The organism is Mesorhizobium sp. M0296 (assembly GCF_040321675.1).
In the GTDB taxonomy this organism is placed as follows: domain Bacteria; phylum Pseudomonadota; class Alphaproteobacteria; order Rhizobiales; family Rhizobiaceae; genus Mesorhizobium.
The window spans coordinates 75,027-93,329 of the sequence record NZ_JAMYRZ010000019.1 but is presented as its reverse complement, the minus strand read 5'-3'; the positions used below and the strand labels follow the sequence as shown (position 1 = coordinate 93,329).

The 18,303-nt window shown below is 57.9% G+C and carries 11 protein-coding genes; 3 read left to right on the top strand and 8 right to left on the bottom strand.

The annotated features are described in order from the left end of the window. Positions 1 to 32 precede the first annotated feature (32 nt). Complete coding sequence (locus NKI97_RS19300) at positions 33 to 3,341, top strand: DEAD/DEAH box helicase (protein WP_352835971.1); 3,309 nt, start codon at positions 33 to 35, stop codon at positions 3,339 to 3,341. Between the two features lie 68 nt (positions 3,342 to 3,409). Here the strand turns inward: NKI97_RS19300 and NKI97_RS19295 are convergent, their stop codons facing one another. Next, a complete protein-coding gene (locus NKI97_RS19295; protein WP_352835968.1) occupies positions 3,410 to 4,156 on the bottom strand; it encodes a hypothetical protein in 747 nt (248 codons plus the stop codon). A 401-nt stretch (positions 4,157 to 4,557) separates the two neighbouring features. Between NKI97_RS19295 and NKI97_RS19290 the strand changes: the two genes are divergently transcribed. After that, on the top strand, positions 4,558 to 5,463 hold the full coding sequence (locus tag NKI97_RS19290; protein ID WP_352835966.1) for a hypothetical protein: 906 nt from the start codon (positions 4,558 to 4,560) through the stop codon (positions 5,461 to 5,463). Between the two features lie 377 nt (positions 5,464 to 5,840). Here NKI97_RS19290 and NKI97_RS19285 read toward each other — a convergent pair whose 3' ends face one another. From NKI97_RS19285 to NKI97_RS19260, 6 genes are all read right to left on the bottom strand, one after another. After that, a complete protein-coding gene (locus NKI97_RS19285; protein WP_352835963.1) occupies positions 5,841 to 6,491 on the bottom strand; it encodes a hypothetical protein in 651 nt (216 codons plus the stop codon). An 11-nt stretch (positions 6,492 to 6,502) separates the two neighbouring features. After that, a complete protein-coding gene (locus tag NKI97_RS19280) occupies positions 6,503 to 7,060 on the bottom strand; it encodes a hypothetical protein (RefSeq protein WP_352835961.1) in 558 nt (185 codons plus the stop codon). Positions 7,061 to 7,167: 107 nt separating this feature from the next. Next, complete coding sequence (locus tag NKI97_RS19275) at positions 7,168 to 8,007, bottom strand: hypothetical protein (protein ID WP_352835958.1); 840 nt, start codon at positions 8,005 to 8,007, stop codon at positions 7,168 to 7,170. Positions 8,008 to 8,440: 433 nt separating this feature from the next. Beyond that, entirely contained in the window at positions 8,441 to 8,899 is a 459-nt protein-coding gene (locus NKI97_RS19270) for a hypothetical protein (protein WP_352835956.1), read from the bottom strand. Between the two features lie 134 nt (positions 8,900 to 9,033). Next, positions 9,034 to 12,396, bottom strand: a complete 3,363-nt coding sequence (locus NKI97_RS19265) for an Eco57I restriction-modification methylase domain-containing protein (RefSeq protein WP_352835953.1) — start codon at positions 12,394 to 12,396, stop codon at positions 9,034 to 9,036. 14 nt (positions 12,397 to 12,410) lie between these two features. Continuing rightward, positions 12,411 to 15,800 (bottom strand): helicase-related protein, encoded by a 3,390-nt coding sequence (locus tag NKI97_RS19260; RefSeq protein ID WP_352835950.1) that lies wholly within the window; start codon positions 15,798 to 15,800, stop codon positions 12,411 to 12,413. A gap of 130 nt (positions 15,801 to 15,930) precedes the next feature. Here NKI97_RS19260 and NKI97_RS19255 point away from each other — a divergent pair, with 130 nt between their 5' ends. Then, complete coding sequence (locus NKI97_RS19255) at positions 15,931 to 16,740, top strand: DUF5677 domain-containing protein (RefSeq protein ID WP_352835948.1); 810 nt, start codon at positions 15,931 to 15,933, stop codon at positions 16,738 to 16,740. Positions 16,741 to 17,086: 346 nt separating this feature from the next. Here the strand turns inward: NKI97_RS19255 and tcmP are convergent, their stop codons facing one another. Further along, positions 17,087 to 18,301 (bottom strand): three-Cys-motif partner protein TcmP, encoded by a 1,215-nt coding sequence (gene tcmP, locus NKI97_RS19250; RefSeq protein WP_352835945.1) that lies wholly within the window; start codon positions 18,299 to 18,301, stop codon positions 17,087 to 17,089. Between the last annotated feature and the right edge of the window lie 2 nt (positions 18,302 to 18,303).

Below are 18,303 nucleotides of genomic sequence, written 5' to 3'. Positions count from 1 at the left end.
TAGGCGTCACGACACGAAAGTGATGAGCCACCATGCAAAATGATCTGTTCGCTTCAGTAGAACCGCCCAAACTTGATGTCCCTCAGCTTGAGCTTGGCCCCGTGCGATTGAAGCTCGGTGTGGTCAGCTGCGTGCTGCGTCCTGCCAGTCACCTCAAGTACGACAAGGTCGGCGACGTCAAAATCTCGAAGCGCCTCTCGGAAAGCGTCTACGAGCTGGAGGGTGGGGAGCGCGTCGTCATCACTGATCGAACCAGAATCGTGCGTCCGGATGGTGTCGATGGCGTGCTTATCAGAACCACGACCGGGCTGCGGTGGCTTTCTCACAAGATCATCGACGGACTGGAAGCGCGGGCCGTGAAAGAAGGATGGCGCATCGTCCTGCAGGAGCGCGCGCAAAGCTGGGATGGCCAGTTCAGTTTCCGGCGAGAGCTTCCCGATGGTGCAGGCAAGGTCGCTCCCGACAAAAGAGGACTGCGTCCTCCGCAGCTCGGCGCCCTGCACGCGATCGGTGCGCACTGGAGTCTCTACAAACAGCCCGCTACGATTGTCATGCCAACCGGGACCGGCAAGACCGAAACCATGCTCTCGGCGCTTGCTGCCTATGCACGTGAGGCGATGCTGGTCGTGGTGCCATCGGATGCGTTGCGCACGCAGACCGCTGGCAAATTCCTAACCTTCGGACTGCTGCGCTGGCTTCAGGTTCTGCATCCGGGCGCGCTCAATCCGGTAGTCGGCGTCATCACAAGGGTCCCGAAGAATGTTGCCGACCTCGAAATATTCGAGCGCTGCAATGTCGTCGTTGCGACCATGAGCTCTCTCGCCGACGTTGGTGCGGAGCCTCTGTGGCCGGAGCTCGTCAAGCGGACGGGAATCCTCGTCATCGATGAAGCGCACCACGTGGGTGCGCTCCGCTGGACGAAATTTCGCGAGACTTTTACCGGCAAACCGATCCTGCAATTTACGGCGACACCGTTCCGGCGCGATGGCACGCTAGTCGATGGGCAAGTCATCTACAGCTATCCGCTGCGCATGGCGCAGGCGGATGGATATTTTCGCAAGATTGCGTTCGAGCCGGTCTATGAGCCGAGCCCCGCGCGCGCCGATGCCGCGATCGCCGATGCCGCAGTCGCCAAGCTCCGCGCCGACATAACCGCCGGGTTCGACCACCTGATGATGGCGCGCTGCGAGAGCATCGATCGCGCAGAGGAAGTGCTCAAGCTTTACGCCGGCCGCGCCCCGGACTTGAAGCCCCTGTTGATTCATTCGCGTCAGGCCGATCGTCACCTGCGCATCGCCAGCCTGATCAAAGGTGAGAGCAAGATCGCCGTTTGCGTCAACATGCTGGGCGAGGGCTTTGACCTACCGCAGCTCAAGGTCGCGGCCATCCATGATCTGCACAAGAGCCTCGCCATCCTGTTGCAATTCACGGGGCGCTTTACCCGTTCGGCTGGCAAGAACATCGGCGAAGCGACCGTCATCGCGAATATCGCAGAGCCCAACGTCTCGCTCGCGCTCGAGCGTCTATATTCCGAAGATGCCGACTGGAACGAACTCCTGAGTGAAATGAGCTCCGATGCCGCGCAGGATCATGCGCGGCTGATCAAGTTTCTTGCCGAAGCAAAACGCCTCGACACAGGCGAAGACGAGGACGATATCGCCGTTTCGCACAAGCTGCTGCGGCCGACCCTCAGCACGCTTTTCTACGAGGCCGATCAATTCACGCCGAAGAAGTTCCATGAAGGGCTACCGGACGGCGTTCTTCCCCACCGCGTATGGCTGCACGAGCCCTCATCCACCCTTTTCTTTGTGACGCGTACCGAGCCATCCGTGAAATGGGCTCGTTCGAAATCGGTGAGGGACCGCATCTGGACACTTTTCGTCCTGCACTATGACAAGTCCCGAAAACTGCTCTACCTCTCCTCGACCGATCACGCCTCGGCATGGGAGAAGCTCGCGCATGCTGTAGGGGCAGGGAAGATGCTGAGCGGTGACGTCATGTTCCGCTCGATGGGGCGCATCAACCGTCTTATCTTCCAGAACGTCGGCATGAAGAAGCACGGCCGTCGCAATCTTTCTTACGCGTCTTACACCGGCGCCGAAGTCGTGACGGCACTCGGGCTCGCGGAAAAAAGCGGGTCGGTGAAGGCAGTGCTCAGCGGTCAAGGCTGGGAACACGGGCGCCAGATGACCGTCGGCTGCTCTGTCAAGGGCCGCGTCTGGTCCCGCGAGATGGGCGCCGTGCCGCGGTTCAACGAATGGGCCGAAAGCGTCGGTGACAAACTCATCGACAAAGGAATCGATACATCGAAGCTCATCGACAACGTCCTCTTGCCGGAGGTCGTGACAGCGCTCCCCGACATCGAGCTGCTCAGCATCGAGTGGCCGATGGAAATGCTGCGCATGGCAGAAGAGCGGATATCTTTCGAAACGCCATCGAAGAAGGAGACGACGCAGCTAACCTTCGATCTGGTTATTACGGCCCGCGATGTTGCGAAGAACGCCATCAGCTTCGATCTCGTTGAAGCGGCGAGCGGTGTGTGGGGCAATTTCGAGTTTCGCCTGGGCGGTGAGAACGATTTTGCGGTTCTCCAGACGGGTGGCGAGACCATTCAGGCGACGGTCGGGAAGATCGAGAGCACCCTTGCCGAGTATTTCTCCAGCTACCCGCCGCTGTTCCGTTTCATCGATCTATCGGAGCTGGACGCGAACCTGCACGTAAAACCGCAGAACCCCTACGAGCTCGTCGTCGGCAAGGAAAGCTTCGAGGTTCGAGACTGGAAGGGCGTAGATCTGACGAAGGAGTCGATCTGGAAGGGTGGCGCGCAACGCAAGGACTCCATCCAGTGGGCGATTGCAGAGAAGTACATCAAAGCCGGCTATGACATCGTCTTTGATGACGACGATAGCGGCGAAGCCGCAGACCTCGTCTGCATGAAGCTTGAAGCTGACGCGATCCGGCTAACGCTCGTCCATTGCAAGTTCTCTGGGGGAAAGACTCCAGGAGAGCGGGTGCAGGACGTGGTCGAAGTGTCATCGCAGGCGGTGCGGTCAGCACGCTGGGTCGGCAAGTTTGCTCAGCTCTGCGCCCACATGCGCGCCCGCAATGATCCCGCCAAAAGTGGCGGGCGCCCAACCCGTTTCTTGAAAGGAGCGCCTGGAGATTTGGCTCAAATGATGAAGCTGAGCCGCCTGCAGCAGGTGAAGGCCGAAATATTGGCTGTGCAGCCGGGTCTCTCCGAAGGCGCGCGAACGCAAGGCCAATCGATCGTCATCGCGGCATCACTGACTTATCTCAAGGAAACAGTCGGGCTTGACCTTAGGATCATTTGCAGCGCTTGACCTCCGAACCTGAAAGAAGACGTTGCGAGTCCTGGCGGCAGTTCCCACTCCCGGTCATCTAAGGTCAGTCAACCTTCCGTCTGTAGCTCAGGCACGAGGATGCCGCCTCTCGTCTCTCGGTCGTCCTGAACGCGATCGAAGGCATTGCGGATGCCGAGCGAGAGATTGATGTTGACGATCGTCTCGGCATCCCTGCGCCCCTTGAGATAGTCCTGCTCCAGCCTGCGCATCTGCTCGGCCGACACCGGATCAACCGAGAAGTCCAGGCTGTTTATTTCCATATGAGCCGGAACGATCCGTGCCGCGGAGCCACGTCCGGCAATCCGATACTCGATGCTAACTGGCAGCCCATCGCGCGAAACCGGCGAGAAGACCTTCACCTTTTCGAGGTCGAGAATACGCGTCATGACATAGGCGTGGTCAGAGATCTCGATGATGAAATCACCCTTCAAAGCCTTGCCCCGCACGTAGATGCTGGACCGGTTGCGAAGAAGGTAGTGAAGCCAGAAATCCTGTTCGAAGCTGATGTCAGGATCGTCAGGCGTCTTGCCCCAAGGAAATGACTTTTCGGGATTGAGCGGCGGGTGGAGGAACGTGCCGAGGTTCGAGGGCAAACGTCCGTGGCTGGCAGCGTGGTCATCGGCAAAAGCAGTTGCCAACCGCGCGGAAACAAGCAGCTCAAAACCTGCACTCTGAAGGCACCCAATCAAAGCAGCGTGCGCCAGAGCAGCCGCATCATACCTGCGGTGGCCCGATTTTCCGGAGCCATACTCGACCGCCTCCGGTGCCAAACGCTGCTCAATGAGCAGGCCCATGTTGCGCGCCGTAAGGCTAGCGGCGACCGCCAGTTCGCGGGACGTGAAAAATGACGGTGAAATGTGGGTAGGCCTTGCCATACGGAACTTCCATCTTCTGATAGTTTATAACTCTCATAAGATGGAAGTTATGTCAATCCGTTTGGTTCTGTGGCTCCCAGACGGGTCTGCCGCACTGCCTGACCGGGCACACGCACAGTTGCCAAAAGCCGCTGCCTCGGTCTGAATGGCGGCTATCGCCGCCTCGATTCTGGAAACTGCCGGTCCGCACCCGGCCCCCTCATTGCGCTGGTGAGCTCTGGGAATCAAAGTCGGCAGTGGGATCTCCGAAGCAGGCAGCGGCGATTCAACACTTGGTGCGCGACGGCCCTCTTCATGATTAAGGCCGCTTGAGCTACTTCATGGCGATGAAACTGACCGAAATCGACATGGGCAAGCACGAGACTCAGAAGGTGCCTTCGCCGGGGCGTTGCATATATTGCGGCAGCACCGATGAGCTCACCGACGAGCATGTGATTCCATTCGCGCTCGCCGCTAACTCGGTTATCTACCTCGACGCCTCGTGTAGGGCCTGCGCTGCCATCATCCAGCCCTATGAGCAGGATGTGTTGCGCAAGCAGCTTGGGGTTTTCCGTGCCCAGGTCGATGCCCCTACGCGCAACAAGAAGGCGCGCATCAAGGATGTCGACATCCATTTCGTCGAGGTCGACGATATGGGAAGGCAGATCCGGGATCTGGGATTCCGCAACTTCCCGGTGGGCGAACTCCCTCTCACGTTGAACCTGTGGCAGCTGCCGGAAGCGCGAATCCTGCGGCCCGATGCGGTAGCGGGCGATGATCACGGCCGTGCCTGGTCGTTCACCGAGATGGCGGTTGCAGACAGGATCAACCGATCGGTCGCCCAGGAAGGCGGCTGCAAGCACGTCGCCATGAAGCTGGGCGACGTGAACCGTAGCAATTTCCTCCGCTTCCTCGCCAAGACGGCGCACGCCTTTGCGGTCATGACCTTGGACCCTGACGGCTTCCGCCCGTTCCTGACCGACCTGATCCTCAAGCGAAGCGATGATCTTACGCAATTCGTCGGAGGCGGATTCCCCGCCGCGCCTCACGAGGTCGATCCGGCACATACCACCCTTCTTAGCTTAGGATCGCCGGATGCAGGCCCGGCAAAGGGGCTGATCGCAATCCGCCTGCAGTTCTGGCATGAACTCAAGGCGCCCGCTTATATCGTTATCGTCGGCGAGCCGATCAGACCGCTCGATGAGATTTTTGGTGAGCCTGCTGATCGCGACGAACTCCGCGAATGATGAGCAGCAGTGACGAACTCCTGCCACATCCACTTCTCTCCACGACGCGCTGCACAGCGATAGCGCCGGATGTACTAATGTCCGCTAAACCACCCCCGCCGACGGCGCTGCTTTGGCGCGGTCCGCACCACCAACCAGGAGCGGACTTTCCGGTCAGGGGCCGGTAGCGGTCAGTCCGGATTGCGGGCGGAATAGATGGTTTCCCGCAATATGCTCACATCGGGCCTCGGGCCTGCATCTTGAGTCCGCGTGCGCTCCTCCACCCCGCATTCTTGCGAATGACCGGCGCAAGGCCGCCGAGAAAGCCCTGACGCGTGGAAACCCGCAGACAAATAAGATGACGGTAAGGAGTCCATCATCCGTGGCACTGCGAGCCGCTACTGCGTCTTGAAGTTGCGGAATATCTTCTCGAACGACCCGCGGAGGCGCACCTCGAGATCGGGTGTCATCGGAGACAAACCAATCTCAAATTCCTTGTTGTGCCGCGAGAAGAGCCGGTCAACTGATCCACTGTTCTGGGTAGATACGAAGAAGCGGCCGCTCGTATAGATGTCGTTGATCAGACCGAGAAAAGACCGACCAAGATTCACGCCCAAGCTGCTGCTCAGATAGTATTTGCACTCAATTGCGAGTAGGACCTTGCTCGATCGCGGATATACGCTCTCAGCGCGACAGGTGTTGGCCTCGTCCTTGTAGACGACCGCGACGTCGCATTCATGATTGACCTTCGATTTGCCCGATACATAGATTCCGATATGCGCCTCGAGACTCGGGCAGCCGGGAAAGTCGATTTGGGCATGGCAATAGTCATGCGCAGTCGAGAAGATCGCGGACGGAGAGGTTCGGAACCAGAAACTGGTGGCCGGCGCGCCGGTCCGGTTAAGGAGGCGGATCGTGGCGCCTTCGCGTCGCGCCGCCTCAAGCACAAGCGCCCAGACATAACACTCATAAAGGTCGTTGCCAGCGGATCCCGACGACAAGTTCGTACTGGCGGCGCTACCGAGCGCGGCCTCGATGTCGTCCCACATATCGGCTCGCATCAAAGGACCTCTACTCGGGCGCGGACGGCTCGTGGCTTGAGGCCCTTCTCTTCGGAGAGCTCGGCAATAATGTTCGCGAGCTCTTGAGTACGCGCCGCCGCCTCTTTTGCGATGACAGTGTCGATCCGCCGTGCGTCCTCGACTTCACCGGGCGCCGCGAGAAAAACAGTGACGGGGGCTGCCGCCTGGACGCCGCCTTCACCGGCAAACTGCTGAACGGTCTCGAGGAGCTTGCTCGCCATCATTTGCGGCGCGACGAAGGCTAAGCCAAGCGTCTCGACAAGCAGATCGAGTTGTTCGAGTTGACTGTAATCCTTCTTGCCGACGAACTCGCCAGTCGCAGCGGTCCGGGACCGCGGCACCTCGGCGACTATGTCCAGCCCCGGACTGATACTGACCTTGAGCTTGCGGTCTACCGGCCGACCCGCCTCAATCTCAGCGTGCCATTGCACGATGAGATCATCAATCGCACGACGATCCCCTGGCGCAGCGTCTTCGGCCAGCTTCTTCAGAATTGTCGCAATCAGGCTGCGCGCTTCATCTTCACTGATCGCCACTGTGCTCTGCCCCCACGTTATGCATAACCATCAAATGCCACCCGCTGGAGGGCAAGGGGATTTCATGGCGGCGCCCTGTCCCAATGAGCTCCATGTGAACTCGTGAACTACCGGCTCAGGACAGTTTCCATTGTGGCGATTAACTTCTTCGCCAACTCCTTCCGGCCTTCGGCGTGATTGTCGTAGACGATGTTCCGAATGTGCCTGAGGTCGAAAGGGATATCGTCAAGTCTCTGCGTTATGAGGATGACTTCCTTGCCGAGTGCATGGGCAATGCCGGCCTCGTAGAAGACATTGGGGTTCCGGCCTGAAAGGTCGCAAACGACCACCCGTGAGCTATCAATCAAGTTGACGATATCCTGCATGACTGATCGATTCTCAAATATCTCGTCGGCCCGCTGGCAGTTCATCCGGAACGTTTTCGCGGCCTCCCGTATGGTGTCATAAACATCGGAAAAATCCTTGGCGAACGGCATCATCGCCGAGACCAAGCAGTGATCGACGTTAGCGAAGTCAGCCAGTGCAAAAACGTTTGGACGCGAGCGCCGTGAGGCATACATCCGCAGGACCACGTGGAGCAAATCTTCGTCCTTCACGGCCCAGTGAGTGTGGTGGAACTCAAAGTCGTCGTCGATGCCCAGCGCAGACCGGAGTTCGTAAAGAGCGAAGTTTGGCAAGGGACCGATGTGACGGTCTAGAGTGAAGTCAAAAGTCACGCCTTTTGGCGTCATCTGGTGGCGTGTGATGTGACCGACGTAGGCTTCTTCGTAACGGATGCCTTCCTGCATGAAAAGGCAAGGCAGCTTTGCGAGATCGTCAAGCGCCAAATTGCCCTCCGGCTGGAACTGCTGTTTGAGACCGTCCGAAGTGTAGGCAAGAGCGCGTCCTGCAATCATGTTGGCGCGACCGGTTTTCCAGTCCGTATTGCGGACGATCAGATTAAACATGCTTCCCCTCTACACGGCGCGCTCATTACTCAATATTTGCAGTCAGAATAGGGTCGCGCAACCTCTGCGGGGCCGCATATAACGCCGCTTGTTTGCGAAACGAGACTCAAATTGGCTGTTGCAAGTCGCTGAATTCCCCGGATGCAAGGGGGAGAGGTAACATGGACAAGGGCATCTGGCGCGAAAAGTATGACAAGAACGGCTTCGCCGCGTTCCCATGCCCGAAGTGCGGTACCGGCAAACTTAGGCGCGTGAAAGGATGATGGGCCCCCTTCGCGCAGATCTGCGAAACAGTCCTCTTCTTTCACCTGTTCAAGCCGAGCGTATTTATCAGGATCGATGTAAAGCGTAACGGCCTTGCGCCCGTGCGCGGCCGTGAGCTCGAATTGTGGCTTGCGGGTCATCCCCCCGTTCCGCGGCCGGCATGGTCGGTTCATCCTTCCGGCCAGCGTTTGTTGACCGCTTCGCGCACCGGTGTCTGAATTTCTGGCGGCGCTTGCCGGATGTAGGTCAGTGCGGCTTGGAGTGTCGTCGCGTTCCGCGTTTCGAGATACTGCATCGCATTCTCGACCGAAAACGGCGCGTTGGCCTTTTCAGGCTCATAGAAATTACTGGCGAGCGCGGTCCAGATCGCCGCGTCATAGCCGTTCGCCTTCGCCCAAGCCGTGATCGCTGCGACAGTCTGTGGGTGGCGATCGATGGCTCTGCCGCTTTGCTGGCCCGACGAAATGTCGACAAAACCTACCCGCCCCTGATTTCGCAGATCTCTTGGAAGCGGCTCTCCCTCCGAACCCTCGCGCACCCAAAGATTCTCAAGTGCCCCATTCAGATCGGCGAAATTGCTTCGGGTCGCATGGGTGGCGCAGGAAGCGCCGAAGGCTTCGTCGATCACCAGCGTGAGACGCCCGTTTCCCGAGACGCGACAGAACTCAATGGGCAGATGCGGGCCGCGCGGCCTGAAGTCGTCGGCGATCGCCAGTTCTCGACGGTCCCAGACGAGCGAGCCCCACGCTAGAATGCCTATCCTCATTCGTCGTCTGACGCCTCTTCGCCGCCATCGTCCGCCAATCCTGATCTAGCGAAAATGGCATTGTGTTCTCTGATGTCGGCAAAGAAACCGGGCACGATTCCTATCCCCGAGCGTTCAATAGCATCATCGATGGCAACAACCTGGGCTGAGCAATCCGGGAGAAAATAGTTTCCAATTCGACCCCGATTATCTTTGAATACGTAGTGTTTTCTGAGTTCGGCCCGCAATTCCGCGCCAAGTCTAGCCAACTCCGATTTCGCTCTTGATGAGAAAATCGTCGAAGAAACCGGGAAACTATCGAGAAGCCATTTCTTCAAATTGAAACCATCTGACGCAACCGACCACCACCAGTAGCCGAGCGAGCTGCACAGTAAGGCAAATACTATATCCGCTTCGTCGTTTGTTCTAAATCGATAGCCCGCAGTCCGTGCGGGAAGCGATGGCCTTCCATTTATGTCAGTAGTTTCCGGAATATCTCGCCACGCAGGAAACCAATTATAAGCGGTTCCGCCCACATATACCGCCGGCTGGGGAAAGTTAGGCGCCGCTGCCGAAAGGGTGGAGAACGAAATCGAGTCTCTAAGTTCGATCCCGAGCGGTAGCTTTCGCGAGTTCAGATGTTCGAGCGTCTCTGCTTGGACCTTGCTTCCTAGCTTCGGCACGCGTGATAGCATCTCAACATCGAATTCGGCGTATCCAAGCGTTGAGAACAATGCGTCACGCGATTCTGCGTTCCAGCGCTGTAGCGCTGTCGTAGCGTTTCGATGCGGTGATGATGACGTTGCTCGGGAAAAAAGTGTGATTGAGCATCGAGTTCTCACTTCATTTCCGAATAGGGCGCTGGGTATTCGATCAAAATGCGACCAGGCGGCGAGTGTTCCTTCGCCACTAAGAATTTTGCGAAGTTCCAAGAATGGTCGCTTAGTCGAGAATGCGACCGAAAGAGGCAGTATCATTCCGAACTGCCCAGAAGTCGAACAAAGTAGCTTCAAACTTCTTTCGACGACCAGTGTGTAAAGGTCTTCGTCGCGGCTCCAGCGCTCCAAAGCGCTTCGAAAAGTTCGTCGCAGAAGCGGACGATGAAGATCACGAGGTATCTCCGCATAGGGAGGATTTCCAATGATTACATCGAAACCGCCTTGCTCCATGATCTTGTAGAATTCAAGAAACCAGTGAAACGGCGTGTGAACCTTCAACCATTTTTTGTATCCAGGATCGTCCGTGCGCTTCACCCCTGACTCTGACGCCAGGTTTCGATTTAGATCGTTCTCCAAGTCAGCCAGACGACTTCTGAGAGCAATCTTATCTTCTAGAGGGACAGTACCATCGCCTTGAACCTGTCTGGCTCGAAAGGCATCAAATATCTGCTGAAGGTCGGCGGCACTCTTGGTGATGTTGTCGAGCGAATCGTCGAGGTCGAGTTTACTAGTCAACGACTTCTTGAGTTCTCCAAGCGTCGCGTAACCGACCAAGGTGTTACCGGCGCGGATGTTGAAATCGATATCGGGTAGCGGCTCAATGCCGAGGTTCTCGTGTTTCTGATCAGGATCAACCTGCGCTGCAAGCTTCAGGAACAGCCGGAGCTTACAGATTTCGACCGCCTCTTCCATGATATCAACGCCGAAGAGGTTGTTCAGGATGATGCTTTTCAGCGTGAAATAGCGGGCGTTCGGGTGGGCTTTGACCTTTTCCAGCGTGGCTTTGAAGTCCTCGAATTTCCTCGGTGCGTGGCCCTCAGGCGACCGTTCAAGATCGGCGACAAAGGCTTCCATCCGGTCAAGGCACGTCTCGTAGAGCGGTTCAAGAATGTTGAGGGCGGCGAACAGGAACGCGCCCGAACCGCAGGTCGGATCGAGAACGGTGACGCCCTCGATCGCCTTCCAGAAGGCGCGCAGCAGGTCCGGGCCTTCGCAGCGCTCGATCACGTCCTGGGCGAACTGCCGGATGTCGAGATTGAGCGTGATGAGATCATTAATCTCGCGCACTTCGCCCGCCGACAGTTTTGCTCGGACCTCCGCATAGCGGGTGCGGCGCGCCACAACCTCGCGCCAGATTTCCGTCGGCAAGCCGAATTCGACCGGCGCCGTGCGGTTCCACAGCGCGCGCGCAGAGACGTCTTCGATGCCCGCCGTGATCTCAGTCGGAAGCGGGTTTTCGGTACCATGCCTGACGGTGGCGTAGATGTAGCGATCGGCATCGTCGCGCAGGTGGTCCCAGATCGTAGGCCCGCCCGGATTCTCGAAAGCCACCTTGCACTTGGTCTTCGCGGTGTCGAACAGGAAGGGGATCACCGTGCTTTTGGAAATATACTCGGTTATGTCCTCCTTCGTGTAGTACGCCCCCATCTGCTTCTGGTTGATGTACTTCTCGAAGATGTAGCCGAGAACGTCGGGATTGATTTCGTTGTCGTTGCGCAGCGGCCGTTCGTCGAGATGCCATTGATAGCGGTCGAAATAGGCGAAGATGCGCGTGAAGGCTTCGTCCGGAATCTTGATGTCCGGGCAGCGCTCCTCGATCGGGTGCTTTTCGAACAGGCCGCCGTTCAGATAGGGGACGCGGCCGAGGAGCTTGTCGAGTTCCGGGTTCCGCGCCTTGCCGCCAAGCCCTTCATGGAACAGGCGCAGCAGGAAATAGCGGTAGAAGGAATAGAACTTGTCCTGGCCTTTTTCCCGCTGGCAGCGCGCAAGCCGGTCGCGCAAATAGTCCCGCTCGCCGTTCAGAAACCCCTTCCGCTGCATGAAGTAAATGAACATCAAGCGGTTGAGCATCAGCGATGCGTACCATTCCTTTTCCGCCACCTCGGTGATGCCGCTGATGAAACCGAGGAACGCGATATGTTCCTTTGTGAACTGATCGTAGAAACGCTTGGTGACGCGCTCGACATCGAAGGCGGCGCGAGCGCGCGCCGTGACATCGACCAGCGTAAGGGCGTTCTCCTCGGCGAGCGAGAATGCGATAGCCTCGAGCTTTTGCAGGAAGCCGCGATTGCCCGATGACGCGTACCAGAAGTGTTCGGGAACCGAAGCAGGCTTGCCGGCCTCGCGTCGCGCCCAGCACCAGACCTGCTCGGCGCGCTTCCCGTCCGTGAAGATGATCAGGTGCTCAAGCGTCGTCTTGGCGACCTGAGTCTCGATCTTCCTTCGCATGGCGCGATCGGGGATTTGCTGCCCGGCAGGCGCCTGGCAAACCCAGGCAACCATCCCGCGCTTCTCGGCTACTGCTCGCAGCGCAAATGTCGTGGCCGCGATGGGAACTGAGAGGTCAGAGCTATGCCGATCCCAGCCCAATTCCTCCGTGAAAAGCTTCGCAAATTCGAACTGTCCGAGCAGTGTTTTGGCATTCCCGGCGTTGAAGTCCATCCCCGTCCCCTTCATCACGCCGTCAAACGCGCGAGCCCCAACGAGCAGATGATCTGCGGTTCGCCGGATTGTTGTTCTTCATCCTGGATCAGGCAGAGCCGATCCTCCTCTCGCAGCGCCAAGACCAGCTCGGCCAGCTTTTCGTCGCTGATCCCGGCCTTCATCTGGCGGTTCAGAGTGTCTGTCGCCGATTGTCGGAGCGGAAAACGGTAGATCTCTTCGATGGCTTTCCCGAGCTCGGGCAGATCGAACAATGTCCCCTTCACCTTGTCGGCATGGCGCTTCAGACGCTCGTAGGTTCGGAAGCGCGCGCCGGAAGGGCGTCCGAGTTGCCCACCGACCTGTTTCTCTTCGGCGGCGATGTGCTCGACGCCTTTTGCGACCATTGCGTGGTGCTCTTCCTGCCGCGGCAGCGCGGGCGTATTCGGCTCGCACGCCGCGACTTTCAGAATTTCGAACTGAGATTGGGTGACGCTTGTGCCGTCCTTGTCGACCCAGGCCAGCGCGTCGTTGCCCTGTGCGGTGCGCAAATACACGAGCGCACCTTCGGGGCGCCCGTCCTGTGGCGTGTATGCCTTCGTTGAATACACGACCGATGGAAGCTCCGGGATCGCTTTCTGCAACGCGGGGTTCGCGTCGATCGCGTTCTTCCAGATCTGATAGGCGTAGGATGCAAGATCGACCTCGGTATCGGCCTCGCCGTCGAGAATCCCCGCGTTCTCATTGTAGAGATCGACGAGTTCCTGACGTTCGCCTTCATCCTCGAAGAAAGCTTCGTCGGTCCCGACCACTTCCGCATTTTCCTTCAGTCGCTGTCGAACGCGGGAGCGCAACTGGATCAAGCGCTCCACACCATCGGCCGGCAGGAACGAGTAGCAGAGGATTTTCTCGGCCTTCTGTCCGATACGATCCACACGGCCCGCACGCTGGATAAGCCGAATGATCGCCCAGGGCAGATCGTAGTTCACCAAGATCGCGCCGTCCTGAAGGTTCTGGCCTTCGCTGAGCACGTCGGTAGCGATGAGGACGCGCAGTTCCTCTTCGGGTTTGATCTTGTCGCGCTTGTTGTTGCTGCCCGGGCTGAACCGCCAGGCAACGCTAGTCGGGTCTGACGTTTCCCCGGAGACAGCCGCCATTGCCTTGAGACCCGCCCCCTTCAAGCGCCGCTCAAGGTAGCGAACCGTGTCGGCAAACTGGGAGAAGACCAGGACCTTCTCTTTTGGATGCTTCTTGGTCAGCAATTCGACCAGCGCGGCGAGCTTGGTATCTTTCGCATGGTCCCAGTCGCCGCATTCGTCGAGAATCTTTAGAAGTCGAGCACTATCGGTCGCCAGATCCTTCTTCAACTGCGCGACGAATAGATCCGGCCGGAGCCACTTGAACCGCCGCTTGAACTGGCCGGCGTAGAGGCGATAGGTCTCCGCGGCACGCTCGCGGAAGGCTGCCTCGTCGCGCAGATCAAGCGTCTCGGCATCCTGCGTATTCTCGTCCTCGCCTTCCGAAAACAGTTCGGCGTCGGCGCTCTGATCGTCGACATCCTCGTCGTAGCTCGCGGTGTCCAAAAGCCCGGCATCCTGCGTGCCGAGCGGCAGAGGAAGATCGCAATCAATAGCGTGCAGGAAGATGTAGTTTCGGAGGACGTGGCGCTCTAGCGATTGCTGAAACGCCTCACCGCTGCTTTCAAGCCGTTTGAAGAGGTTGGTACGGCAGAATCCCATGAGGCGCTTACCAGCCCGGGAAAGGTCATCGAGCTGCTTCGCCTCATTTGGCGTCGGCGGCTTGTGAGGCTTTGGTGCGACGTAATTTCCTAGGCCGTAACGCGGCAAATGCATAAGGTTGATCGCATCCACGACCGGCGAGGCGTAAAGCCTCGCATATTGATCGCCCACGTCCTTGTCGTTGATCCGGAACCGAAGCGTGCGCGGCACGCGTTCGGGGAAATAGGAGCGCGAGCCGTCTTCGAACGTCAGGAACTTGCGTCCGTTGGCCGGGTCGGTCTGGGCGTAGTTATCCTGTATGAACGTGCGCGTGCGCCGAACCATGTAGAGGCGCATCAGTTCGCGCCAGTCATCCGTGTAAGTGCTTTTCTCAAAGGCCGCGAGGGACCGGACCGGACTTTGGTGGCGCCTGATGAACTCGGTTTCACCTATATCTTGAAGTAATCGCTCGGGGCGGATGCCAATATCGCGGTCCTCAGGAACGAAAAGCCGCAACTGGTTGGAAAGGTCGCCATACGTCTTATTGTAGGGCGTCGCCGAGAGCAGGATGCAGCGGCTTTCATTCTCCGTGAGATATTCCTGGATCGCGCGATATCTGCGGCCCTCGCGGTTCCTGAGGTTGTGGCTTTCGTCGATCAGCACGACACGATAGCGCCGAAGCTCCGGCAGCTCGCGCGTAACCCGGGTGACCGAGAGGACCTTCGCAATCAGCCGATACTCGGAAACGTAGTCCTCCCACATTTTGACGAGGTTCTTTGGGCAGATAATCAGCGTTTCTGTAAAGTGATCGTCCTGGAAGATTTTGGCCAGCGCCGTCGCCATCAGCGTCTTGCCGAGGCCAACGACATCGCCGATCAGAACGCCACCTCGCTTGTTCAAGTGATGAGCCGCGATTTTGACCGCAGCTTCCTGATAGGCGAAGAGCCGCTTGCCGAACTCAGAGGGAATTCGAAACTCGTTCAGGCCAGCACGTGCTTCCTGGGCAAGATGATAGGCCATCTTCACGTAGATCATATAGGGGTCGAGTGTCTCTTCCCGCGCCCAACTCTCCTCAATGACCTGGATCAGTTCTTCGGTGATATCGATGCACCAGCGATCCGACCAACGGTCGTCGAACCATTTCGCGAGCTTTGTCGTGGCATCGTGATCGAGCACGTCGACGTTCAGTTCGCCCTGTTTGGAAAGGCCCGAGAGGGTGAGATTACTGCTGCCCAAAAAGCCCGTCACCGGGTTGTTCGGATCAGGCCGGAACAACAGGTAGAGCTTCGCGTGCAGCGGGTGTTTCAGAAAGAGCCGAACCGTGACCTGCTTCGACTTGAGTTGCGCTGCAAGGCGCCGCAATCCTGCCTCGTCGGCGTTGTTTGGCATTCCGAGCGTCAGCTGAACCCGGAATTCTTCAGCAAGCTTCCTCTTCAGTCGAAGCGCGGTCTGGTTATCGAGCGCATGTTCTTCCTTCGTAGCGCCGAGTCCAATCCGCAATTCCTCTTGCGGGAGACGTTGCATCCCGACCAGCAGCCGACACTGATCGCCTTCGCCCCCAGGCCAAGCAGAAATCAGATCGTCAATCGACTTCCACCCGCGCAGATTGAAGTAGCCCACGCAAAAATCACCTCGCGCCGAGACTTCAAGCGTCTGACGCAAAGCCGGAAGCAACCCGGTTTCAATGTTGTCAAATATTCGCGGCAATCGCTCCCCCTAGATGTGCGCCTGCCGCTGCTGCGGTCATGCGATCTTCTCGCCCCAAGCCGTAATGCCACAAATACCCTGGAATTTGAATTCCAATAAAGGCTAGGAGTTTAAGGGAGGTACCTCAAGCATGGAGACTGATGCCGGACTGGACGGTTTTCTGTCGGAAAGCCACGCCTACGAGGCCGAAATGTCGAGCGCCAATCGTGACGCGTTCGACCTAGCTCGACGGATAAATCGAGAGTGCCATTCGCTGCTTTTCAACAAGGCGGAAGTTCACAACAGGGACGGCCAGGCAATGCTGGTGGCAGCCCTCTTCCTACGCGCCCTTCAGCACTACCAAGCGAGCATTTTGCTGCTTAGCAAAGGCCTAGTTGCGTCCGGCAGGGTAGCGATCCGGGCTGAGCTTGAGGCCGTGTTCGTGATCCGCGCTGTTGCCGATAGCGAACAGTACTATCGCGCCTTCGTGAACGATCACTTGCATGAGCGCTTGGAGCTTATCAAGAAGGCGCGGCAACACCCCGAATATCCGATTATGCAACGACTCTTAGATGCGGTCAGCGACGAAGATTTCGCTCGGTTGAGGGAGCAGGTCAAACGCGCTGGTGCCGTCAAAAAGCTCACGACCAAGGTGTTGAGCGAACAGGCTGGCCTCCATCCCTTGTACGTATCAGTGTACCGGCTGCTCAGCGCTGCGGTGCACTCAGGTGCTCGCGAACTCGACGCCTACTTGATCCTTGACGCCGATGGCGAGGTCCGGGAGATTGACTATGCAACTGGACTGCACGAGGTATCTGACCTCTTACTCACCGCGGGCGATTTCATCTTACTTGGTTCGGATGCGGTCTGCCGCCAGTTCGAGATCACCAGTTTTGCCGAGCTGCGTCGCGAACTCTCGGCGGCCATTGTGGCCGGAATGGAAAATTCGCCTGAAGATTAGACCCCGACCGACGGAACAGACTGCCATCCTTCAAATGAGGCCCTGACTCAAATCCCAACTGGAGGAAATTGCCGTGGCAGGTCCGTGGCAGGTTCACAACGCCGGCAGTACCCAAGGCCAAGGCGAATGTTCATGGATCGTTCGCCGAGTTGCCCGGTTTCGCAACTTCGGGCTGATTAGGCCTATTGCCAGCGCGCCCCGGAGACGATCAGGATCATCGACTTCGCTTGCGACAGCGGCGATGAGAAGGTTTTCATGATCTTCGGCGGGCGTACGTACATCAACCTCGATGCCGTCGACATCTATTTTGAGCGGCGGGGAGATGCCCAGGATAAGGTCGACAGAATCAAACAAGCGTTTCTGGATCGGCTGCTTGCGCCGCGACGGAACTGATCTGAGGTATGATGACGGTTTCCACCAGGCCGATCATGTCTGTTTCGTCCGGAGTCTTCCTCTTGGAGCCGCCTGCTTTCCATGTCTCAGGGATGATCCCGTCTTTCCCCAGCTCGGCACACACTTTCCTTGCGTCTGTTCTGCGGAGCATGAATGTCTCGAGCATCGGCGGCCAAACCTGCGAAAACGGGAAAGCGCGGGCGTTTTCCTTTAGTTCGTCCTGAAGCCAGACCTTTGCCTGTTCCCGGTATTCAGCGACCTGATGATCGATCGGCGGGACTGTGTGCAGGGCGCTCACGGCGAACATGCTGGTTTGGCCGCTCTTCTCTTCCTGCAACGCCTGTTTGGCTTCGAGCCTCCGCATGCCGTGTTCCTTCATCGCGGAGTATTCAACTTCCCGATAAGCCTCCAGTCCCTTTACGTTCCTTGAGCCGTATACGATGCAAAAATGGGTGCGGTCCGCCAATTTCTCGATCGGGGTCGACAGGACGTAGGTGAAGTTCCCGGCCTTCTTGAATTCCTCGGCGAAAATCGCTTGCACCGCTTCGTCCCTGGCAAGCGGAGATGCCTCTATCCGAGCCTTCCAGTCTTTGCCCAGAATGCCGTCGAAACTGGCGGCGATCTTTGGATTGTCCCAAGCCGTGAACCTGTTGATGAAATCGAACATGTAGTTCAGCAGGACCTCGCCCGGCCTGTGCTTCATGATCCGTGAAATCTTGTCGAACTCGTAGCCGGTCCACCCCGTCGGGTCGATGAAGGTCAGGGCGAATGACATCCCGACCACCTTCATGATCTCGTCAACGGCATCTTCGAAACGACCGTGGAAGGTGTGCACATAGAAATCATTGGCGGGATCGTGATGTTTCATCACAATTTCTTCGAGCTTCGAGTAGGACGAAGCTTTTTCCTCGACGAAGAAGCAGCGGATGACCTTGCGCTTGCCTTGGGCCAGCATCTGCTTCTGTACGTCCTTCAGCACGTTGATCGCGATCATGAAGGAGGTGTCGGAGTAGTCAGCCGTTTGTGATTCCCATGGGCCGGAAAAACCGTCCACGTACGTCAACGTGCGATGCCCGCCATGAAGAAGTTTGAAGGCCAAGGTCTGAAGATATTTCCTCAGGATAATATGCTTGGCTTGGGTCTGCTCTCGATCCCTGTAGACGCTCATAT

What these genes read in the sequence shown, in the direction of transcription:
- NKI97_RS19300 (WP_352835971.1), top strand. Translation starts at nt 33, where the DNA reads ATGCAAAATGATCTGTTCGCTTCAGTAGAACCGCCCAAACTTGATGTC.
- NKI97_RS19295 (WP_352835968.1), bottom strand. Translation starts at nt 4,156, where the DNA reads ATGGGCCTGCTCATTGAGCAGCGTTTGGCACCGGAGGCGGTCGAGTAT.
- NKI97_RS19290 (WP_352835966.1), top strand. Translation starts at nt 4,558, where the DNA reads ATGGCGATGAAACTGACCGAAATCGACATGGGCAAGCACGAGACTCAG.
- NKI97_RS19285 (WP_352835963.1), bottom strand. Translation starts at nt 6,491, where the DNA reads ATGTGGGACGACATCGAGGCCGCGCTCGGTAGCGCCGCCAGTACGAAC.
- NKI97_RS19275 (WP_352835958.1), bottom strand. Translation starts at nt 8,007, where the DNA reads ATGTTTAATCTGATCGTCCGCAATACGGACTGGAAAACCGGTCGCGCC.
- NKI97_RS19265 (WP_352835953.1), bottom strand. Translation starts at nt 12,396, where the DNA reads ATGGACTTCAACGCCGGGAATGCCAAAACACTGCTCGGACAGTTCGAA.
- NKI97_RS19255 (WP_352835948.1), top strand. Translation starts at nt 15,931, where the DNA reads ATGGAGACTGATGCCGGACTGGACGGTTTTCTGTCGGAAAGCCACGCC.
- tcmP (WP_352835945.1), bottom strand. Translation starts at nt 18,301, where the DNA reads ATGAGCGTCTACAGGGATCGAGAGCAGACCCAAGCCAAGCATATTATC.